Below are 15,594 nucleotides of genomic sequence, written 5' to 3'. Positions count from 1 at the left end.
CTGGACATGATGTTTATACCCAATCTACTTTCCGCTGAAAGCGGGAGCGAGAGCATAGTGCGGGCACGAATTGTCATCGTCGAGGACGAGCCGGATCTGAGGGACGCGGTCGCCGAGTATCTCGGCGCCAGCGGCTACGATGTCGCGACGGCCGAGAGCGCCAGCGCCGCGCGAACCTTGCTGGAAACGCAGTCGTTTCATCTGGCCATCCTCGACATCGCCATGCCAGGCGAGGACGGCCTGTCGCTCGGCCGCTGGCTGCGCTCGAAAATGCCTATCGGCATCATCTACGCCACTGCCGCCGGCACCGCGCTCGATCGCATCGTCGGGCTGGAACTCGGCGCCGACGACTACATCGTCAAGCCTTACGAATTGCGCGAGGTGCTGGCGAGGGTCCGCAGCGTGCTGCGCCGCGTGCCGCAGCCGGCCGAACCACAGGGCGCCAAGGCCGAAACAACTGCCAACCGCCGTTTCATGAGCTTCGGCCCTTTCCATGCCGATCTCGACGGCCGGTTCGTCACCGGCACCAATGGGACGGTTATCGACATGGCCAAGAGCGAGTTCGACGTGCTGGAGGTCTTCCTGACGCGTGCCAACCGTTTGCTGACGCGTGCGGCGATCTCCGAGGCGATCGGCTTCGTGGAAGATCCTGAATCCTCACGCGCCGTCGATATCCGCATCATGCGGCTGAGAAAGAAGATCGAGGCGGACCCGGCCAATCCGAAATTCCTGCGCACAGTCCGCGGCGAAGGCTATATCTTTTCGCTGCCGACCGGCGAAGGCAACTGAGCGGCGCGACCACTGGTAACCACTCTCGGTGGCACGACTGTGAAAATGACGGCTGACCATGACGGCTGAAGCAGCACGCAGCGATAGGCACGGCGTCAGGCAGGGCGCGGCGATGGCGGCTGTCCATGTCGTTCGCCGGCTTCGCGAAGCCGGCGACTGGCAGCGCGAGATGGACAGCATCCTTGAAACGCTCTGCGCGGCCATGGATTGCCAGCGCGGCATCCTGTTTCGGCTGCGCGAGCTGCCCGGCCAGGGCTTTGCCCAGTCGGTCTCGGCTTACTGGATCAACCCCCGTTTTGGCGGCGAACTGGCGTCGCCAACGGTGATCATGCAGTCGGTTGTCAATTCGGACCCGCTGCTGGAACGGTTGGCGGAGGACGAGCGGCAAGGCAAGATCTTCGCGGGACACACGCGCGACCTCGAAGGCTTTCTGAGAACCGACTTCGAAAAGCAGCACATCAAGTCGTTCCTGTCGGTGTCGGTCTTTGCGCATGGCCATCTGTGGGGCACGCTGGCGGTCAACGACTGCGTGAACGAGCGCGAATGGACCGACGAGGAAGAGGCAACGCTGCACATCGTGGCGCTGGCCATCGGCGACGCCATTGAACGATCGCTTTCCGATGCCCATGCCAGCGAAGTCATCCGCCGCACCATGCTGCAGGCCTCGCTCGACGCCATCATCGTCATCGACGAGACCGGTTCGATCATCGAATTCAATCCGGCCGCCGAAAAGATGTTCGGCTACCAGCGCAGCAACATCCTCGGCAAGGACCTGCTCGACACCGTCGTTCCGGAATATTATCGCAAGGGCTATGTGTCGGGCGCCGAATACATGTCGGGCCGCGGCGCGCCGATGGTCGGCCAGCGGATCGAGACCGTCACCCAGAATGCGGCCGGTGAGGTCTTTCCGATCGAACTGACGGCGACCGAGATGCGGGTCGCCGATCGCCGCCTGATCTTCGGCTCGATCCGCGACCTGCGCGACAAATTGCGCGCCGAGGAAGAGATCGGCCGCCAGCGCGAAAAGCTGCACCAGAACGAGAAGATGGCGGCGATGGGCTCACTGCTTGCCGGCGTGTCACACGAGCTCAACAACCCGCTTGCCGTAGTCGTCGCCCAATCGACGCTGTTGCACGAGTTCGCTTCAGACCCGCAGACCAAGGTGCGCGCTGAAAAGGTGCGCGCCGCCGCAGAGCGCTGCGGCCGCATCGTCAAGAGCTTCCTCTCCATGGTGCGCCTGCATCCGGCGTCACAGGCCGAGACCGACCTCAACCAGGTGGTCCGCGCGGCACTCGAAGTGACTGCCTACGGCGCCAGGTCGACCGGCATCATTATCGATACCGATTTCGCCAGCGGCCCGCTGCTGGCCATGGCCGACGCCGACCATGTGACGCAAGTGGCTGCCAACTTCCTCATCAACAGCCAGCACGCTCTGGCCGGCATCGGCGGCGACCGGCTGATCAAGGTCCGTACGTTTCGCAGCGATCGCGGCAATCCCTGTTTCTCGGTCGAGGACAACGGGCTGGGCGTGCCGGAAGCGATACGCTCCCGCATCTTCGAATCCTACTTCACCACCAAGCCGGTCGGCGTCGGCACCGGCATCGGCCTGTCGATCTCGAAATCGATCATCGAACGGCACAATGGCGATGTCTGGTTCGAGGAAGTTCTGCCGAGGGGCGCCCGTTTCGTCGTCCAGTTGCCGGCGATCGCCGCCGGCGCGGCCGCCGCCGGCGAAAGCCCGGCGCGATCGAGCGGATTGCGTCACGCGCTGATCATCGACGACGAGCCGGATGTCGCCGCCTCGCTGTCCGACATTCTGGAGTTGATGGGCATCAAGTCGCGGATCGTGCCGGCCTGGGGATCGGCCGCCGCGACTTTGTCCGGCCATATGCCACCGGACATCGTCTTTTCCGATCTGCGCATGCCCGGCACCAGCGGCATATCAATCTATCGCGAACTGCTCGCCGAAAAGCCTGACCTGGCGCGGCGCTTCGTTCTGGTCACCGGCGACCTGATCGGCGCGAAGGCCGAAATCGAGGCGTTGCCCGCGCCGCAGCGTCCGCAGATCCTGGAAAAGCCGTTCAGCACGCTCGACGTGCGCGGCGTGCTGTCGGCCATTGCCGAGCAGGCCGCATTGGGCAGCTAGAACTTCGGACTGGTGGAAATCGGTTTTTGAAAAATCCGATGCTCAAACAAAGGGCTAGAGTCCAGAGAAAAAAGACTCCCGGCCGAGGATGCGGCGGGAGCCTGCCTGGAGCGCTGGAGGGTCGCTCGGGGGCATCAAAAAACGTTCGGCGTATCGGTCAGCGGCGCGGCATTGGCGATCACGCGGACCGCGCGAGCCTTGTGAATGCCGGATTGCTCGGCGATGACGCGCAGGCAGTCCGCACTTTCGGCGCCCCAGGCCTGCCCCTTGCAGACAAAATCGATCTCCGGCATCGGCAGGCGCGCGGTCTTTGTCGTGGTCGGCGCGCCGTCGACGATGTTTGCCGGCGGGTTCAGTGAAGCAAAGGCTGGACCAACCGTCGGCGCGAAGGCCATGCCGACGAACGCGGCGGCGCCCAGCACCACGAACAGCGCCATCGGATGATCGTTGGCGCGCCGGCGCAGCGCCAGCTTCGGCCGCCGATCGTTGCGCTCCGCCTGCAGGCGGCCACCGTAGGCAGTCTGGATTTTCGCATACATCGCCATTCCCTTCGTTGATCTTCTTTTTCTGTTGAAACGAACTTAGCCGCACCTTGTAACGGACGAACGACGCACGCAAACTGACCGTGTAACAGATTTGAAACGGGAATTCGGGCAGTACCGGGCATATGCGGTCATGCGAGGGCGAGGGAGTTCGTTTGCCGAACTGTTTCATGCAGCCGCGTGTTCACGGGATCAAATCACGCCGCCGCTCTGGCCCGGCGACGTCCGGTCGCCACCTTGAGACGCCTCGCCTGCGACCATGAGGCGCTTGTGACTATTGCGGATTAAATTCCGAGAGGATTTTCTGTGCAGCAATGCGCCCAGCCACGATTGCGCCTTCGACATAGCCCGGAAATGACGGCGACAATTCCGAGGATGCGAAATACACTGGCGCCGCGCCGGCCAGGATGGTTTGTTCGGCGTCGGTGGCACTCGTATCGATGATGAGATCGCTGTAGCCGCCGCCGCTCCAGCGATCATCGGTCCAGTCGCGACAGCTGAAATCGGTGAAGTTGTCTGCGTCCGTGCCGAGCGCCTCCTTCAGCCGCGCCGTAACCTCGGCGCGCAACGCGGCATCTCCCAGTTCCCGCCAGCGTAGGGCAAGCGGCCCGCCGACGAAGACGACCAACGCAGGGTGGCCGCCATCCTTGCTGACGTCACAGGCAAAAAGTGCCGGCGGATCGCGCCACATCACCATGCCGCTCAAGCCCTTGGCGCGCCAAAAGGCTGTGGGGTAGCGCACCTGCATTTTGATCACCGCGCCGCTTTGCCAGACACCGAGGGCCTTATCCAAGGCAACCGGCAGCGGCGGCGCGAAATCCAGCTTCGAAGCCATCATCGGCGGCATGGCGATCAGCGCCGTTCGCGCCGTGATCGAGCCCGTCGTCGACGTGAGACGAACTCCTCCCAGTCTGCGCTCGATCGTTCTGACCGGCGTGTTCAATCGCAGGCGGTCGCCGAGATCGCCAGCCAGATCGTCCGCCAGAGACTGCATGGTTTCGTGCACGAAATACTGCAGTTCCGACACCTCATTGGTAATACGGCGGTCATTGTCGATGAGGTGCCAAAGCGGCAGTTTTTCGAGCGCTTGGCACCACAGGCCCTCGATCATCGAGCGAAAAGCCGCCTTGGCCTCACCGGGATCGTTCTGGCGATCGAGCCATGCGGCGACGGTCAAGCCGGCAATAGTCGGATCGGCCGGTGCAATCGCGTTCATGCGGTCGCGGATCGCCATCGAGGCGTAGTAGATTCGCTCGGCTTCCTTTTCGCCCGTCAGCGGCTGGGCAATGACTTTGCCCTTAACATAGGTCTCGACCAACGTCTTACCGCGCGTTCGCACCAGGGCCATCAGTTCCGGCATGTCTTCGCACAGGAACTGACCGCCGCTGTCGATCAGCTCGGCAAGCCCATTCCACTTGGACTCGACCCGCCCGCCGACGCGGCCGCGCGCCTCGAGCAGCACAAAATCAATGCCGGCCCTGTTCAATTCATGCGCGGCTGACAGGCCGGTAAAGCCGGCGCCGACGATGGCGACATCGGTCTGGCGCTTCAAGAGCCGGCCCTGAAGTTCTCGAAGTCCGCAATCATCCGCGGCTTGAGCTCCGGAGACAAGGGTCTTGTCGAGATCATCAAAACCCCGCTCGATCGATATATTGCAGGTCGCTGGCTACTCTGCCGGGCGACACGCTTTAGCCGATGGTCTTTTCCAGCATACTGATCCAGTTGCGATAGGCGATTTTCTCGATCAGCGCGCGACCGAAGCCGCGCTCGGCGAACGCATCGAGCAGCTTCGGCAGGCCGGTGACGTCGCCGATCACAGCCGGGATCATGGCGCCGTCGAAATCGGACCCGAGGCCGACGCCGTCTTCGCCCAGCGCCTGCAGCAGTGAATCGACATGGCGCACCATGATGTCGAGACTGGTATCGGCATTCATCCTACCGTCCTCGCGCAAAAACCCGGTGGCGAAATTCAGCCCGACCATGCCACCCGACTCGCGGATCGCGCCGAGCTGCCAGTCGGTGAGGTTGCGGGAATGGCCGCAGATCGTGTGGACATTGGAATGGGTCGCGACCAATGGTGCGTCGCTGATCTCGGCGACGTCGCGAAACCCCTTTTCGTTGAGGTGCGAAAGATCGACCATGATGCCGAGCTGGTTACAGGCCTTGACCAGTGCCTTGCCGGCATCGGTCAGGCCAGGTCCGGTGTCGGGCGTCGACGGGAACCGGAACGGCACGCCGTGGCCAAAAGCGTTCGGGCGGCTCCAGACGATGCCGAGCGAGCGCAAGCCGGCCGCATGCAGCACGTCGAGCATCGTCAGTTCGGGGTCGATCGCCTCAACGCCTTCTATATGGAACACCGCCGCGATCGACCCTTGCGCCATCGCGTTTCGCACGTCGACGGCGCTGCGGCAGACGGTGAGCGCCGAAGCCCGCTCCAGCCGGAACAGAATCGAGGCCATGGCGATGGTGGAGGCGAGCGCGTCAGCGCGCGGAAGCTCGGGCGGCAAGGGCTCGGTATCGCTCGGCGCGGGTGGAACCGCACTGCGCTTGGATTTCTCGACCGGCGGCGGAAAGATCGCGAACATACCGCCGGCAAAGCCGCCCTTTTTCGCACGTGGCAGGTCGATGTGGCCACCCGATGTTCCCTCGATGAACAGCTTTTTGACATCCGCGTCCTTCGACTGATGGAGCCTGAGCAGCGTATCGTTGTGGCCGTCGAAGACGGGAACAAGATCGGTTTCGGTCATCAAGGGATCATTCGGTTCGATTGGTCGGGCGGCAATATACCTACTTAGGCAAGGCAATACCCACTAGGCAAGACAACCCACTAGGCAAGACAGGCGATCTGCGCAAATGCCACAGCGATGCGTGCGCTTGTGGCTGCCCCCCTCAACCGTCATCGTGCGCCGAGGCCTGCGGCTAGGATCAACGCTATTGCTTCAGCACGTCGGCCCATTCCTGGTGACGTCGGAACTGGGCGTTGGCGAACGGGCAGAGCGGGATGATCTTCTTGCCCGCCGCGCGCGCGTCCTCGACGGCGCGGGTAACGAGGCGAAGCCCCGCGCCCTGGCCGCGAAACGCATCCGGCACTTCGGTGTGGTCGATGATGATCTGGTGCTCGCCGATCTTGGTGAAGGTCATCTCCGCCTCGGCGCCATCAGGCCCGCGCAAGAGATAACGGCCCTTGGAACCGCGATCTTCCAGTTCGATCTCCGGCAATTGGTCAAGCATTGCTACGCTCCTTCTATCGGCGTAGCGGACAGGAACCGCCGCGCCGCCTCGATCTCGTTCGACTGCACCTCATGGCCGCCGTCGTGCCACTCCACTGTGACATCGGCGCCATCGGCGCGCAAATAGGCCTCCAGCCGCGACGTCAGGTTGGGCGGACAGATCGGATCGCGCCTGCCTGCTGTGACCAGGATGCGGCGGCCGGCGAGACTTCCCTCGATCTCCGGCTCGAACGGAATCAGCGGATGCATCAGCACCGCCGCGTCGAACAGAGAGGGCGCCGCGAACACCACCGAGGCCAGGATGTTGGCGCCGTTGGAATAGCCGAGGCCAAGCACCGACGAGGCCTTTGACGCCTCGACATGCGCCTTGACGAAGCCAACCATCTTGTCCGTCGCCCGCGCCAGGTCGTCCATGTCGTAGACGCCTTCGCCGGTGCGGTGAAAGAAGCGCGCAGCACCGTGTTCCGAGACATCGCCGCGCGGCGAAACGATAGTCGCCTGCGGCGCGAGATCGCGCCCGAGCGACAGAAGCTGGCTCTCGTCGGCCCCGGTCCCGTGGAAGACGAAGAGCAGCGATCCACCAGGCGAACCGGGCAGTGTCTTGTAGATGTAAGCGTCCTTGCTCATGGCCTTGTCCTCAGTCTTCCAGCTTTTGCAGATGTTGCTCGAGATAGAGCCTCAGATGCTGGTGCTGCGACGGCAGCTTCAGCGCCTCGCCGAGATGGGCGGCGTCCTCGTCGCGGTCGAAGCCCGGCTCGTTGGTGGCGACTTCGAACAGCACGCCGCCCGGCGTGCGGAAATAGATCGCCCAGAAATAGTCACGATCGATCACCGGCGTCACCTGGTAACCCGTATCCATCAGCGCCTTGCGCACTTCGAGCTGCTTGGCGCGGTTTTCGACAGCGAAGGCGACGTGGTGGACCGAGCCGGCGCCGAGATCGGCAAAAGCGGCGCCCGGCAGCGATTCGATATCGACGATATTGGCGCCATTGCCGTTCCTCACCGCCAGCCTTTTTACAGTGCCGGACGTGTCGACTTCCTCATAGCCCATGAATTTCAGCAGCTCTTCTGTGGCGCCGCCATCCTTCAGCCTGAGCGACACCGAGTGAAAACCGCGGGTCGCCTCGTCGGAGGGAACATCGCCCTTCGCCCACGGCGTACGGGTGTCGGCGTTGTTCTCGACCAGCGCAAACCCGTCACCATCGGGACCGGCGAAGCCAAGGCGCTTCTCGCCGAAGCTCTCTTCGCGCGACAGGCCGGCGACGCCCTTATCGGCAAAACGCCTTTCCCAATAGGCGAGCGTGCCCTCGGGAACCGAATAGACCGTAGTGCCGACCTCGCCAACGCCGTGGCGGCCCTTGCCGATATTGGGAAACGGAAAATAGGTCATCACCGAACCGGGCGTGCCGAGCTCGTCGGCATAATAGAGATGGTAGACATCCGGCGCGTCGAAATTGACGGTTTTCTTGACCCGGCGCAGGCCGAGCTTTTTGGTGAAGAACTCATTGTTCTGGCGCGCATCCCTGGCCATCGAGGTGACGTGATGCAGGCCTTTGATCTGGTCGAGCATTTTTCCTGCTCCTTCCCTTGTCCTGTGCGGCCCATGCCGCGTCTACGCCAATATGAGGACCCGCCAGCCGGCGGCAAAGGCCGCAAACACAGAATGGACTGTGCTCTATGAGTGAACAATAAGGCGACTTTTGTTCACCATTCGGCGAACACCTCGGGCTTGCGTCGCCACAAAAATTCGGCTCCATGAGCGGCACGTTTTCAATGAAGGATACAGCATTGGTCAGAAAAGACAGACGCCCGAATGTTCTCCTGATCACCTGCGACCAGTGGCGGGGGGACTGCCTGTCGGCGGCAGGCCACAAGGTGGTGCGAACGCCGAATGCCGACGCGCTCGCCGCCGAGGGTGTGCTGTTTCGACAGCACTATGGCGGGGCGGCGCCGTGCTCGCCGGCACGCGCCTGCCTCTACACCGGCCTTTACCAGATGAACAACCGCGTTTGCCGCAACGGCACGCCGCTCGACGCCCGCCACGGCAACATCGCGCTCTCGGCGCGCAGCCTCGGCTATGATCCGACGCTGTTCGGCTATACCGACGTATCGCCCGATCCGCGCACGCTGGCGCCGGGCGACCCGCGGCTGAAAAGCTACGAAGGCGTGCTGCCGGGCTTCACCGTGCGCCAACTCCTGCCGGAGCACCAGAAACCGTGGCTGTCGTGGCTCAAGGCGCGCGGCATCGATAGCGGCGCCGGCTTTCCCGACATCCATCGCCCAGCGGACCAGATCGATGGCGGCAGGGTGGAAGGCGCGGTCACCAACGCGCCGCCCGTCTACTCGAAGGACGAAACCCCAGCCGCGTTCCTGACCGGCGAATTCCTCCGCTGGCTTGGCGAACAGGAGCGCGATACACCGTGGTTCGCGCATCTTTCCTTCCTCAGCCCGCATCCGCCGTTCATCGTGCCGGAACCCTACAACAGCATGTATGATCCTACCGAGGGACCGGCTTTCCACCGCGCCGTGAGCTGGCAGGCCGAGGCAGAAAGCCATCCCTACCTTGCCTACAACGTTGACCTGCAGGAGCGTTCGAATTTCCGCCCCGGCGCCGAGGGCAAGGTGCGCGACTGGGGCGACTACGATTTTGGCCGCATCCGCGCGCTGTATTACGGCATGATCTCCGAAGTCGACGCGCAGCTTGGCCGCATCTGGCAGGCAGTCAAGGCAGCGGATGCCTGGGATGACACCATCGTCGTGCTGACCTCCGACCATGCCGAAATGATGGGCGACCATTACATGCTGGGCAAGGGCGGCTTCTTCGACGGCAGTTATCATATTCCGCTGATCATCCGCGACCCGCGTCGCCACAAAGCGGCCGGCGCCAGCGTCGACCGCTTCACCGAGGCGGTGGACATAGCGCCGACCTTGCTCGATCTGCTTGGCGAGAAAACGCCGCCGCATCTCGACGGACAATCGCTGAAGCCGTTCCTGGATGCCAGGGAGCCGGACAACTGGCGCGAGGCCGCGCATTGGGAGTTCGATTTCCGTTCGGTTGCCGACGGTCATGCCGAGCGCCATTTCGGCATCGGTCCGCGCCAATGCAATCTCGCCGTCATCCGCACGAAGCAATTCAAATATGTACATTTCGGCGGCGGCCTGCCGCCGCTGCTGTTCGACTTGGAGAAGGATCGAGACGAACTAACCAATGTCGCTGCCGACCCGGCCTATCTGCCGATCCGGCTGGAGCTTGCCGAAAGGCTGCTTGCCTGGCGGGCCGAACATCTCGACCAGTCGCTGGCGCTTGCCGAACTGACCGAGGATGGCGTTGCCGGCCACGTCGCAGGCCTGCCACCTTTCCAGTCATGAAAAAAGGCCCGCGCCTTTGCCGGCACGGGCCTCTTTCGTCGTTGGAGCAAACTACCGCATGATCATGCGCTGTGTGTCGCGGTTTTGCGTATATGTGCCCTTGTCATAAGGCGCCTGCGCCTCGAACTGCTCCTTGGTGAAGCTCGTGTAGAGATAGCGCTTGCCATCCTTGTCGGTCATGAATTTCAGGTTATCCATGCCGATCGCCACCTCCTTCTCGCCAACGCCAAGGAAACCGCCGACGTCGATGATGACGGCATCGACCTTCTTGTCGCCCGTCAGCACGACGTCACCAATCTCACCGACGTTGACATCATTAGCGCCATAGACGGTGGTTCCAACCAAATCCTCGGACCGGATTTTGTCGACCGGCATTTCGGTCAGCGCCGACTTGTCGATCGCCGCGGTCTGTGTCTGGTCGGGTGTTGCGTCAGGCGTTGCTGCAGCCGGAGCCTCGGCTGTCTTGTCCATTGGAGCCGGAGCAGCGGTGTCAGGCGTTGCCGCAGGGGCTTCCGCGGTCTTGTCCGCCGGTGCCGGAGCAGCGGGTTCAGGCGTTGCCGCCGGAGCTTCCGCGGTCTTCTCCGCCGGGGTTGGAGTGACAGCAGGGGTCGTGGTCACCGGCGCCGGCGTCGCCGCGTCAGTCGATGCGGTAGTCGCCGGGGCGGGATCATAGGGCCTGCGGTCGAACTCCGGCAGCGCCTCCAGATCCTCTCTCGTGGTCTCGGCCACTAGCCAGCGATCGCCATCCCTCTCCGCCCACTTGGCCTTGTCGAACTGATAGGCGACATTCTTTTCGCCAATCTCAAGGAAGCCGCCGACGCCAATGATCAGCGACTCGGCCTTGCCATCCTTGGCCAGGACGATGTCGTTCACGTCACCGATGTTTTGAGCGTCGTCGCCAGTGCCGTTGTAGACGTTTTCGCCGATGATATTGGTGGCAAGGTTACCGTCGGCACGCTTCACGGGTTCGGCCGGAACCGGTTCGACCGGAGCCGCCGGAGCGTTCTGTGCGGTGGTATCGGTCGTGCCAGAAGGGGCTGGAGGAGCCGTAGCCGTGGTGTCGGTGGCCGCAGGAGCCGGATCATAGGGCTTGCGGTCGAAGTCCGGCTGAGCCGTCAACTCATCCTTTGTGGTTTTGGCAATCAGCCAGCGGTCGCCATTCCGTTCGGCCCATTCCAACTTGCTGTAGTCGAAAGTGACATTCTTGGCGCCGACGCCAAGAAAGCCGCCGACACCGATAACGACGGATTTCGCCTGACCGTTTTCATCGAAGACGACATCACTGACATTACCGATGTTCTCGGCATCGTCGCCTGTGCCATTATAGACAGATTCACCGACGATGTTGGTTACCAAGCTGCCCTCGGCGCGCGCAACGGGAGCTGCCGGAGCTGTATCCTGAACTGCCGGGTCCTGCGTCGGCGCCGGGGTTGTGGCCTCCTGCGCATACGCACCGGTCGCAATCAACGCTGCCAGTGCGGTGGTGGTTAAAAGGGTGCGGATCATCATAATCCTCCTCGAGCGTTATTTCGTTCACGCCACGAGCCACCGGGTGGGAGATTGGTCGCGGCGTTACATATTCACAACGTCGTGACCGCGCCGTTGTTCCGACACCACGGCGAGCATCGTGAAAAAACCACCCGAATCGCGCTCAATCATGCGTTCGGCCGGTGAGATTCGCTCCTGTATTTTCGTCAGAGCTGCGGAACTTTTTTTCAGCCGCCCCGTTCCAGCCTCGGGCTGGGTCTGTCCTGGCCGATGATTATCCAAATGGTTGGCAAGAAAAAACGGAGCGGGGGGATGCGATTTGCGGCGGTGCTGAACCAGGAGGGCGGCACCCTGCGTACGATTGATCTTTCCGCCTTCACGGACCGGATGCGCCAGACGTTGGAGGCAGCAGGTCACTCCATCGATATCGACATCGTTGCCGGCAAGGACATCGTCGCAACGCTGGACCGCATCGCTTCGAAGCACAGCGTCGACATTGTGCTGGCCGGCGGCGGCGACGGCACCATTTCGGCCGCAGCGGCTCGGTTGATGGGCAGGAAGAAGGCACTTGCCATTTTGCCGGCTGGCACGATGAACCTGTTCGCGCGCGGGCTCGGCATCCCACAGACCCTGGACGCGGCCGTGGAATCCTTTGCCGACGGCGAGGTGATCGCAGTCGATATGGCAACCGCCAACGGCAGGCCATTCGTGCATCAGTTCTCGATCGGCATGCATGCCAGGATGGTTCAGCTTCGCCAGGCCATGGAATTTGGCTCGCGGTTGGGAAAGATGCGGGCTTCAGTGAAGGCTGCCTGGGCAGCGATCAACAACCCGTCGGCAATGAAGGTGACGCTGACCATCGGCGAAGCCGAGATCGTGACGCGCACCACCGGCATCGGCATCACCAACAATCTGTTCGGTGAGGGTCATCTGCCCTATGCCGACAATCCCGCCGGCGGCGTGCTCGGCATCTATGTCACGGTGGCGCGGCGGCGTGGCGAACTGGTCAGGGTCCTCTTCGACATGGCACGCGGCAAATGGCGCGACAGTGAGCACGTGGAAATTCACCAGGCCGACCGGGCCGTTTTGAAAGTCCACTCGGCAGCGAAGAAATTCCGCGCCGTCATGGATGGCGAACTGGTCGGGCTTGACCGCGAAACGACAATTGAAATCCACCCTGGCGCGCTGAACGTTCTCGTCCCGGCGCGCGCTGTCCAAGCAAAGGCCGCTTGATGCATCCCGGCACAGTCGATCGGAAGGCTTTAGCCTTTGGGAATCTCGCCCTGTTCGTTCCTGGGAAGCTCGCCCTGTTCGGTTGTCGACGTCTTGTCTATCATGTTGCCGTAAATCTCCGCGATGCCCCAGGCGATAAACGCCAACAGCAGCGCCGCGATCAAGATACGGAAAGTGTGCCACCCCCAGCGTCCCTGGCGGGCTTTGTTTTCAGGAACGATCTTGGGCATGATCAGCCTCCATATCGTTTGGCGCCGACGGGCGCGGCTGGCAAAACGTGGTTGGGTAACGGTTCCTCAAGGCGAAGGTTCCGGTTTCGGAGCCAGGCAACTGGCCTAGCGCGAAGGGCTGCAAGCCGATGCATTTTGGGGGGCTTGTGGATAGCAGGGTAGAGATAAAGCCGAATCTGCCGGTCGATGTCCTTGGCGTGGTAAGGGCGCAGGATCGGCTTGCCGTACTCCACGGTCTCGATGCACTCGGCACGGCAGCCGATCCCGACTTCGACCATATCAGTGCTCTTGCCGCCGCGGTGATGCAGGCGCCTATCGCGCTCGTCACGCTGCTCGACGTCGAGCGGCAATGGTACAAATCCAGTGTCGGCCTGGATGAGACCGAGGCGGCGACCGATACGTCTTTCTGCGCCCACGCCATTGCCGCCGGCGACGAGCCGATGGTGGTGAACGATGCGATCGCGGATCCACGTTTCAGCGCCAGCCCCCTGGTCACTGGCCAGCACCATGTCCGTTTCTATGCGGGTGCGGCGATTGTGGTGGCCGGCGCCCGCATCGGCACACTCTGCGTGCTCGACCGGAAGCCGCGCGCGTCCCCGTCTGCCGCCCAGCTCGAACAATTGACGGCGCTCGCCATCCTCGCCGCCAGCCTGTTCGCATTGAAGGACGCCACCCGCAACGGCGCCAGCGCCGCAGCGGCGCTGGCGCGCGAGGAAAAGCGGCGCGGCATCGCGCTCGATGCCGCCTCGCTCGCCAGTTGGGCATGGGACATCCACACCGACACGATCGAATGCGATGTCCGGTTGTCGGAGCTGTTCGATCTGCCGCGCTCAAACCGGCTGAGGGCGCGCGATATCCTTGCCGCCATCGACCCGCGCGATGTCTACCAGACCGAGACGCGCTTTCGCGACGCGCTGACCGGCGGCGACGACTATTTTGGCGAATACCGCGTCAAGGGCTTCAGTCCGCCGCGCTGGCTCGCTACGCGCGGCCGTGTCATCGAGCGCGATGCCGACGGCAAGCCGACGCTGATCTTCGGCGTCAATTACGACATCACCGAACGCAAGCTCGGCGACGAGCGGCAACGGCTCCTGCTGCGCGAGCTGAACCATCGCGTCAAGAACACGCTGGCGACCGTGCAGGCGTTGGCGACGCAGACCGTTCGCCATGCCCGCCAGCCGAGCGATTTCCTCGAAGCCTTCAGCGCCAGGCTTCAGGCGTTGGGCGCCGCTCACAGCCTGCTGTCCGACCGCGAGTGGCGCGGCATCGGCATTCGCGAACTCGTGCAGATCGAAGTCAAGCCGTTCGACACCGCCGGACAGCCGCGCATGACGATCTCGGGCGCCGATCTGCTGCTTTCGCCCGACCAGGCAGTCGGGCTCGGCCTGATCTTGCATGAACTGGGGAGCAACGCGCTGCAATACGGAGCGCTGTCGGCGGCTTCGGGCAAGGTCGATCTCGACTGGAAGGCACAGGGCGGGAAAGGCGCACGGCGCCTGGTGCTGACCTGGCGCGAAAGCGGCGGGCCTGAAGTTGCCTCGCCCGAACGCCACGGCTTCGGCTCGATCCTGATCCGCCGCAGCCTGGCCAAGGTCATCTCCAGCGAAGTGACCCACGAATTCCGGCCGGAAGGCGTGTTCGCCGAAATATCGATGCCGCTGGAGGATCTGCCGAAGTGACGGCCGCCAGGCTCATTTCGCTTCAACTCACTTCGATTCGCCCGCGTCCGGATCGCCCGCGCCCGGCTTCACGTTCTCGCGGTAGATGGCATAGGCAGCGAGTGCGATCGCTGGGCCGAGTAGGGTGCCCAGGCCGCCTTTCCCCTTGAGTAGCGCCGGCAGCACGGCGAGCGCGGCCGTGATGCCGACCGCTTTCATATCTGCTTGGCGCCTCCGCGCCCGGCGTCGGGCGCGCGCGCCGGCCGACAGCTGATGGATGAGCAGGAGGAGCCCTGCGATCACCAGGAAACCGAGCCCGAAACCAAGGCAGGCTGCTATCGGCCCGTAGTGACCCGCCACCCAGACATAGGCGGCTCCGACGAGGAAACCGACGCCGCACAGTGCGGCAAGTGCTGCGAGCGCATAGACGATTGCAGCCGTGCGCGCGCGCCGCACGGCTGCAACGGCTTCACCCGAGGCGAGGCCCGAGATCAACGATGCCAGCATTCCCATCTGGGCTGAGGCTAGCGGCGCGCGAGAAGCGCGAACAGAAAGCCGACGCCTGCCGCGATTGCCAGCGACGTCACCGGCTTTTCGCGCACGCTCGCCGCCACTTGCGCTTCGATGTCCTTGGCGTTGCTGCGCAGGGTGTCGAAGGCTGCTTCGCCCTGGGCGCGCAATTGCTCGACACCTTCGGTCGCGGCGCGGCGGGCCGTCCCGTAACCATGCTCACCGGTCTTGGCCAATTGCTTGGTGAGTTTTTCAATATCGGCTTTCAATTGCCTGATGTCGGCCTCGAGATCCGAATCCGCCCGGCTTGCATTCGCGGCCTTTCCTGCGGCAGTCGCCATTGCTCAACTCCTTGCTTGCTTGGCTCCAAACGCTCGATACACGCCAAGGTTCCGAAAT

15 protein-coding genes are annotated in these 15,594 nt (G+C 63.2%); 5 read left to right on the top strand and 10 right to left on the bottom strand.

Going from position 1 to position 15,594, the window contains the following annotated elements; translation table 11 throughout:
* The first annotated feature begins 9 nt into the window (after window positions 1–9).
* Window positions 10–789, top strand: coding sequence for a response regulator (locus IHQ72_RS06865; RefSeq protein WP_192362246.1), 780 nt, complete (start codon window positions 10–12; stop codon window positions 787–789).
* 58 nt (window positions 790–847) lie between these two features.
* Window positions 848–2,935 (top strand): PAS domain S-box protein, encoded by a 2,088-nt coding sequence (locus tag IHQ72_RS06860; protein ID WP_258121743.1) that lies wholly within the window; start codon window positions 848–850, stop codon window positions 2,933–2,935.
* 134 nt (window positions 2,936–3,069) lie between these two features.
* Here IHQ72_RS06860 and IHQ72_RS06855 read toward each other — a convergent pair whose 3' ends face one another.
* The 6 genes from IHQ72_RS06855 to IHQ72_RS06830 form a co-directional block, all read right to left on the bottom strand.
* Entirely contained in the window at window positions 3,070–3,474 is a 405-nt protein-coding gene (locus IHQ72_RS06855) for a hypothetical protein (protein WP_258121742.1), read from the bottom strand.
* A 277-nt stretch (window positions 3,475–3,751) separates the two neighbouring features.
* Window positions 3,752–5,029, bottom strand: coding sequence for a flavin monoamine oxidase family protein (locus IHQ72_RS06850; RefSeq protein WP_258121741.1), 1,278 nt, complete (start codon window positions 5,027–5,029; stop codon window positions 3,752–3,754).
* A gap of 136 nt (window positions 5,030–5,165) precedes the next feature.
* A complete protein-coding gene (locus IHQ72_RS06845) occupies window positions 5,166–6,224 on the bottom strand; it encodes a dipeptidase (RefSeq protein ID WP_258121740.1) in 1,059 nt (352 codons plus the stop codon).
* Between the two features lie 184 nt (window positions 6,225–6,408).
* Window positions 6,409–6,708, bottom strand: coding sequence for a GNAT family N-acetyltransferase (locus IHQ72_RS06840; RefSeq protein WP_258121739.1), 300 nt, complete (start codon window positions 6,706–6,708; stop codon window positions 6,409–6,411).
* Between the two features lie 2 nt (window positions 6,709–6,710).
* Window positions 6,711–7,334: an alpha/beta hydrolase gene (locus IHQ72_RS06835; protein WP_258121738.1), complete on the bottom strand. Its 624-nt coding sequence runs from the start codon at window positions 7,332–7,334 to the stop codon at window positions 6,711–6,713.
* Window positions 7,335–7,344: 10 nt separating this feature from the next.
* Complete coding sequence (locus IHQ72_RS06830) at window positions 7,345–8,277, bottom strand: VOC family protein (protein WP_258121737.1); 933 nt, start codon at window positions 8,275–8,277, stop codon at window positions 7,345–7,347.
* 218 nt (window positions 8,278–8,495) lie between these two features.
* Here IHQ72_RS06830 and IHQ72_RS06825 point away from each other — a divergent pair, with 218 nt between their 5' ends.
* Complete coding sequence (locus IHQ72_RS06825) at window positions 8,496–10,076, top strand: alkaline phosphatase family protein (protein ID WP_258121736.1); 1,581 nt, start codon at window positions 8,496–8,498, stop codon at window positions 10,074–10,076.
* 51 nt (window positions 10,077–10,127) lie between these two features.
* On the opposite strand, the gene IHQ72_RS06820 is transcribed toward IHQ72_RS06825, so the two are convergent.
* Window positions 10,128–11,582, bottom strand: coding sequence for a PRC-barrel domain-containing protein (locus tag IHQ72_RS06820; RefSeq protein WP_258121735.1), 1,455 nt, complete (start codon window positions 11,580–11,582; stop codon window positions 10,128–10,130).
* A gap of 294 nt (window positions 11,583–11,876) precedes the next feature.
* Here IHQ72_RS06820 and IHQ72_RS06815 point away from each other — a divergent pair, with 294 nt between their 5' ends.
* A complete protein-coding gene (locus IHQ72_RS06815; protein ID WP_258121734.1) occupies window positions 11,877–12,797 on the top strand; it encodes a diacylglycerol/lipid kinase family protein in 921 nt (306 codons plus the stop codon).
* Between the two features lie 29 nt (window positions 12,798–12,826).
* On the opposite strand, the gene IHQ72_RS06810 is transcribed toward IHQ72_RS06815, so the two are convergent.
* On the bottom strand, window positions 12,827–13,027 hold the full coding sequence (locus IHQ72_RS06810; RefSeq protein WP_258121733.1) for a hypothetical protein: 201 nt from the start codon (window positions 13,025–13,027) through the stop codon (window positions 12,827–12,829).
* Between the two features lie 146 nt (window positions 13,028–13,173).
* Here IHQ72_RS06810 and IHQ72_RS06805 point away from each other — a divergent pair, with 146 nt between their 5' ends.
* The gene (locus tag IHQ72_RS06805) at window positions 13,174–14,706 is read left to right on the top strand and encodes a sensor histidine kinase (protein WP_258121732.1); all 1,533 of its coding nucleotides are present in this window, start codon (window positions 13,174–13,176) and stop codon (window positions 14,704–14,706) included.
* A gap of 27 nt (window positions 14,707–14,733) precedes the next feature.
* On the opposite strand, the gene IHQ72_RS06800 is transcribed toward IHQ72_RS06805, so the two are convergent.
* Window positions 14,734–15,198 carry a hypothetical protein gene (locus IHQ72_RS06800; RefSeq protein ID WP_258121731.1) on the bottom strand — a complete coding sequence of 155 codons (465 nt, stop codon included), beginning with the start codon at window positions 15,196–15,198 and terminating at the stop codon, window positions 14,734–14,736.
* An 11-nt stretch (window positions 15,199–15,209) separates the two neighbouring features.
* The gene (locus tag IHQ72_RS06795) at window positions 15,210–15,536 is read right to left on the bottom strand and encodes an ElaB/YgaM/YqjD family protein (protein WP_258121730.1); all 327 of its coding nucleotides are present in this window, start codon (window positions 15,534–15,536) and stop codon (window positions 15,210–15,212) included.
* Between the last annotated feature and the right edge of the window lie 58 nt (window positions 15,537–15,594).

The sequence above is a fragment of the Mesorhizobium onobrychidis genome (assembly GCF_024707545.1).
Lineage (GTDB): Bacteria > Pseudomonadota > Alphaproteobacteria > Rhizobiales > Rhizobiaceae > Mesorhizobium > Mesorhizobium onobrychidis.
Note: the sequence above shows the minus strand (reverse complement) of the source record. Positions and strands in the feature narration are given on the sequence as shown.

Bases quoted from the DNA above. Each gene is read 5' to 3' on its own strand.
- IHQ72_RS06810 (WP_258121733.1), bottom strand. From the start codon at position 13,027: ATGCCCAAGATCGTTCCTGAAAACAAAGCCCGCCAGGGACGCTGGGGG.
- IHQ72_RS06830 (WP_258121737.1), bottom strand. From the start codon at position 8,277: ATGCTCGACCAGATCAAAGGCCTGCATCACGTCACCTCGATGGCCAGG.
- IHQ72_RS06820 (WP_258121735.1), bottom strand. From the start codon at position 11,582: ATGATCCGCACCCTTTTAACCACCACCGCACTGGCAGCGTTGATTGCG.
- IHQ72_RS06855 (WP_258121742.1), bottom strand. From the start codon at position 3,474: ATGTATGCGAAAATCCAGACTGCCTACGGTGGCCGCCTGCAGGCGGAG.
- IHQ72_RS06795 (WP_258121730.1), bottom strand. From the start codon at position 15,536: ATGGCGACTGCCGCAGGAAAGGCCGCGAATGCAAGCCGGGCGGATTCG.
- IHQ72_RS06815 (WP_258121734.1), top strand. From the start codon at position 11,877: ATGCGATTTGCGGCGGTGCTGAACCAGGAGGGCGGCACCCTGCGTACG.
- IHQ72_RS06860 (WP_258121743.1), top strand. From the start codon at position 848: ATGACGGCTGAAGCAGCACGCAGCGATAGGCACGGCGTCAGGCAGGGC.
- IHQ72_RS06800 (WP_258121731.1), bottom strand. From the start codon at position 15,198: ATGGGAATGCTGGCATCGTTGATCTCGGGCCTCGCCTCGGGTGAAGCC.
- IHQ72_RS06865 (WP_192362246.1), top strand. From the start codon at position 10: ATGTTTATACCCAATCTACTTTCCGCTGAAAGCGGGAGCGAGAGCATA.
- IHQ72_RS06845 (WP_258121740.1), bottom strand. From the start codon at position 6,224: ATGACCGAAACCGATCTTGTTCCCGTCTTCGACGGCCACAACGATACG.
- IHQ72_RS06840 (WP_258121739.1), bottom strand. From the start codon at position 6,708: ATGCTTGACCAATTGCCGGAGATCGAACTGGAAGATCGCGGTTCCAAG.
- IHQ72_RS06835 (WP_258121738.1), bottom strand. From the start codon at position 7,334: ATGAGCAAGGACGCTTACATCTACAAGACACTGCCCGGTTCGCCTGGT.